The organism is Pseudoalteromonas sp. Isolate3, assembly GCF_022398505.1.
In the GTDB taxonomy this organism is placed as follows: Bacteria; Pseudomonadota; Gammaproteobacteria; order Enterobacterales; family Alteromonadaceae; genus Pseudoalteromonas; species Pseudoalteromonas apostichopi.
In genome coordinates this window covers 1-4,438 of sequence record NZ_JAKEVN010000184.1, presented here as the reverse complement: position 1 = coordinate 4,438, position 4,438 = coordinate 1, and the positions used below count along the sequence as shown (strand labels likewise).

The 4,438-nt window shown below is 40.8% G+C and carries 4 protein-coding genes; 1 reads left to right on the top strand and 3 read right to left on the bottom strand.

Annotated elements, in window-relative coordinates:
* Nucleotides 1–194 precede the first annotated feature (194 nt).
* The 3 genes from L1D46_RS19795 to L1D46_RS19785 all read right to left on the bottom strand — a co-directional run bounded on the left by L1D46_RS19795 (nt 195) and on the right by L1D46_RS19785 (nt 3,562).
* Nucleotides 195–1,343, bottom strand: coding sequence for a 5-(carboxyamino)imidazole ribonucleotide synthase (locus tag L1D46_RS19795; RefSeq protein WP_130051521.1), 1,149 nt, complete (start codon nt 1,341–1,343; stop codon nt 195–197).
* A 1-nt stretch (nt 1,344) separates the two neighbouring features.
* The gene (gene purE / locus L1D46_RS19790) at nt 1,345–1,827 is read right to left on the bottom strand and encodes a 5-(carboxyamino)imidazole ribonucleotide mutase (RefSeq protein WP_054553887.1); all 483 of its coding nucleotides are present in this window, start codon (nt 1,825–1,827) and stop codon (nt 1,345–1,347) included.
* Between the two features lie 148 nt (nt 1,828–1,975).
* Nucleotides 1,976–3,562: an ABC-F family ATPase gene (locus L1D46_RS19785; protein ID WP_239978101.1), complete on the bottom strand. Its 1,587-nt coding sequence runs from the start codon at nt 3,560–3,562 to the stop codon at nt 1,976–1,978.
* A 207-nt stretch (nt 3,563–3,769) separates the two neighbouring features.
* On the opposite strand from L1D46_RS19785, the gene L1D46_RS19780 reads away from it, so the two are divergent.
* Entirely contained in the window at nt 3,770–4,291 is a 522-nt protein-coding gene (locus tag L1D46_RS19780) for a TetR/AcrR family transcriptional regulator (protein ID WP_130051522.1), read from the top strand.
* Nucleotides 4,292–4,438 lie beyond the last annotated feature (147 nt).

Below are 4,438 nucleotides of genomic sequence, written 5' to 3'. Positions count from 1 at the left end.
GTCTATTTTGAGGCAAGAAAACCTTGTTGATACCAAGGCAAAAATTTCGTTATTTAGTTGTTCTAAATGAGAAATTTTTAACGCAGGTAGCGACAGGTTTAATCCCTCAAAATGATTAAGTATTATTGCGGATTGGTATAAGTTATAGAGATTAAAAAGCCGAGACAAACTCGGCTTTTAAGAATTTAAACTGATTAGTTTAAAATAAGTTGGGTGCTGGTAGCTGCTACACCTGGGTAGTCTTGCTCTGGCAAAATTTCAGCCAGTGCCGCTAAACGCTCACCTAATTGGTGAAGGTTATCAGCCGATACATTGATATGACCCATCTTACGACCCGGTTTAGCCGTTTTACCATACCAGTGACTAGTAACGTCTTGCGTTGCTAGTACTGAGTGTGGGATTGAAGGCTGACCTAATACGTTGATCATAGCAGTAGGACGAAGACACTCTGTACTACCTAGTGGTAAACCTGCAACAGCACGCATGTGGTTTTCGAACTGTGAGCAATGTGTACCCTGCTGTGTCCAGTGACCAGAGTTATGAACGCGTGGCGCAATTTCGTTAACTAATAACGTACCTTGTACATCAAAAAACTCGATTGCTAATACACCTACATAGTCAAGCTCTTGCGCTAACTTGTTAAATGCCAGCTCGGCTTGTTCTTGAATCGCTGCTTTTTCTTTACCAGCAACTGAAAGCGTAAGCACACCATTGGTGTGTTGATTTTCAGTTAATGGGTAAATAACTGTGTTACCTGCTTTGTCGCGTGCACCAATGATAGATACTTCACGGTCAAATGGGATCATCTTCTCTGCGATAATAGAGTGCGGAGCACTCTCGGTGCCAGATGCAATGAAATCTGCCATTTCTGACCAGATTTGGTCAATTTGGTCATCTGACTTTAAGCGCCATTGGCCTTTACCATCGTAACCCGCTTGGCAGGTTTTGATCACAAGCGGCTTGCCTAAGCGCTCTACAGCAGCGATAAGGTGCGCTTTTTCTGTAATTAATTGGTAAGGCGCACACTCAACATTTGTTTTATCAAGTAATGCTTTTTCAAGTGCGCGGTCGCCACCTGTTTTAATTGCCGCTTTACCCGGATAAAACTTATTGCTTTGACAGCAAAGTGTTAGTACATCATCAGGAATGTGTTCAAACTCTGCGGTGATAGCGTCTGCGTTATCAATAGCTTGTTGTAATGTGCTGTTACGAACTTCACCAGTTAATGGGTGAATGATTTTTTTACTACCCACATCGTAGGCAACAACATTTAAATCAAGCGGTGCACCCGCTAAGCTCATCATACGAGCTAACTGGCCTGCACCTAAAATTAGAATATTCATATTACTCTGCAGGATTAGGGTTAGCTAAGATTGTGTCTGTTTGTTCTTTACGGAATGCTTCAACTTTTGCGAAGATTTCAGGCTGTTGGCAACCTAAAATTTGTGCCGCTAAAAGGCCAGCATTAGCAGCACCAGCTTCACCTATTGCAAGAGTACCTACTGCAACACCTTTAGGCATTTGGCAAATAGATAATAATGAATCTACACCATTTAGTGTTTTAGATTTAACTGGTACACCTAAAACTGGCAGTGATGTAAACGCCGCAGCCATTCCAGGTAAGTGCGCTGCACCACCTGCACCAGCAATAATAATTTTAATACCGCGATCTGCAGCTGAGCTTGCATAGTCAGCAAGTAATTGAGGGGTACGGTGAGCAGAAACAACTTTAGTTTCGTATTCAATGCCGAATTTTTCTAGCATTAACGCCGCATGTTCCATCGTTGGCCAGTCTGATTTGGAACCCATAATAATGCCAACAGTCATAAATACACCTCAGTTAAATTGTTTTCTAAAAAGCGGACTTTTGTCCTTATTTTGTGGCGGGTATTATATACCTAACTCACATCAAGATGCGACTCTAGAAGCACAAAAAAGCCATGACATGCATGGCTTTTAATCACTCATCAGCTAATTAAGCTTCTTTGCTTGCTAGGTACTCAGTGTATGTACCTTTAAAGTCGATAACTTTGCCGTCTTTGATTTCCCAAATACGGTTAGCAAGCGATGATACAAATTGTCTATCGTGTGATACGAACAATAATGTCCCTTCGTATGCTTCAAGTGCTAAGTTAAGCGCTTCGATAGATTCCATATCCATGTGGTTGGTTGGCTCATCCATTAATAAGATGTTTGGTTTGTGCATCATAATTTTACCAAACAGCATACGGCCTTGCTCACCACCTGAAATCACTTTTACTGACTTTTTGATGTCGTTTTGTGAAAACAGCATACGACCTAAGAAACTACGAACAACTTGTTCGTCGTCACCTTCTTGTTGCCATTGTTCCATCCACTCAAATAAGTTCATGTCTTGTTCGAACTCGTCAGCATGGTCTTGTGCGTAATACCCAATATTAGCGTTATCTGACCATTTAAATTCACCTTGTTTTGGTGCTAAACGACCAGCTAAAGTATTTAATAATGTTGTTTTACCAACACCGTTCTCACCGATAATCGCAATACGCTCACCTACTTCAACTAAGCCTTCAAGGCTGCTGAATAAGGTCTCTTCGAAACCTTGCGCTAAGTTTGTTAGCTCTAACGCATTACGGAATAACTGCTTCTCTTGCTCAAAGCGAATAAACGGACTTTGACGAGAAGATGCTTTAACTTCTTCAAGCTGAATTTTATCGATTTGTTTCGCACGTGATGTTGCTTGCTTTGCTTTTGAAGCGTTCGCAGAGAAGCGCGATACGAACTGTTGAAGTTCGGCAATCTGGCTTTTCTTCTTCGCGTTTTCGCTAAGTAGACGCTCACGAGCTTGCGTTGCAGCGAACATGTACTCATCGTAGTTACCAGGGTAAATACGAAGCTCGCCATAATCGATGTCAGCCATGTGTGTACATACAGAGTTTAAGAAGTGACGGTCGTGCGAAATGATGATCATGGTACAGTCGCGCTGGTTTAACACGTCTTCTAACCACTTGATGGTGTATATGTCCAAGTTATTGGTAGGCTCATCGAGTAGCATGATATCTGGATCAGAAAACAGCACTTGTGCAAGTAACACACGCAGTTTAAAACCCGGTGCGATTTCAGACATAGGGCCGTAATGTTGCTCTGTACCAATACCTACACCAATTAGTAACTCACCTGCTTTAGCTTCTGCTGAGTAACCATCCATTTCGGCAAACTCAGTTTCAAGATCAGCCACTTTCATGCCGTCTTCTTCGCTCATCTCAGGTAGGCTGTAAATACGGTCACGCTCTTTTTTTACTTCCCACAGCTCTTTATGACCCATGATTACTGTGTCGATTACAGAAAACTCTTCGTAAGCAAACTGGTCTTGATTTAGTTTTGCAATACGTTCGTTTGGATCTGTGCTGACATTACCTGAAGATGGCTCAAGTTCACCACTTAGGATTTTCATGAAGGTTGATTTACCACAGCCATTCGCACCGATTAAACCGTAACGGTTACCATCGCCAAATTTTGCTGAAATATTTTCGAATAAAGGTTTAGCACCAAATTGCATGGTGATATTAGCTGTACTAATGATAGCGGTACCCTCCAGCGGGTAAAAAAGTAAAAACGAAACTGCGGGCAATTTTAAACTAAAGCCGCTTAGCACGCCATGAAAGTTTAATTAAATACTCCCGCTAATTTTACAAGCTCACACCTAGCGACTACCTTTAATGAGCGCGCTCACTTAACAATATGAGCACGCTCACTTTTAATATAACTATTTATAAACAGTAGGTTAAGAATGAGCAAACATGCAGATACTCACCAACGTATTTTAGAGGCGGCTTGGCATCTTTTTACTGAGCAAGGGTTTAATGATACTTCAACGAGGCAAATTTCTGCAGCAAGCAACATAGCAGTGGGCACCTTGTTTAATCATTTCTCTGATAAAGTGGCTATTTTAGAAGCATGCCTTGATGATAAATTTAATGATGTGCTGGAACGCGCCAAAGAAACGGATATACACCGCCCTGCTCGCTTAAAGATTAATCATTACGCGCAATATTTTTATCAGTTTTATTGTTTACATCATCGCTTTTATAAAGTGCTTTTTAGCCAGCGATTGTTTTCGCAACCATTCCAGCAACAGCACATGGAGCTAATCCAATCATTAGTTTTTGCCGACCAGCCGCAATTTAATAAAGTAAAAGCAGCTATATTACTCGACTGCTATTTTATGACCTTGTTATATGGTCTAGGTGCCGAAACACCAAATACTAAATTAATGCTTAGAACGCTAAGCCAGAAAGTGTCTATTTTTTAGCCTTGGTAACTCATTGATAATTCAATATAGTGAACCTAAAATGAATAATTTTTCCTCAAAGACGCTTTGTTGCATGATAATTTTTCACTTTTTACCCTATTTTAGCTTTGATAATCTCCTTCCTTTAACTAAATTATACCTATTAGG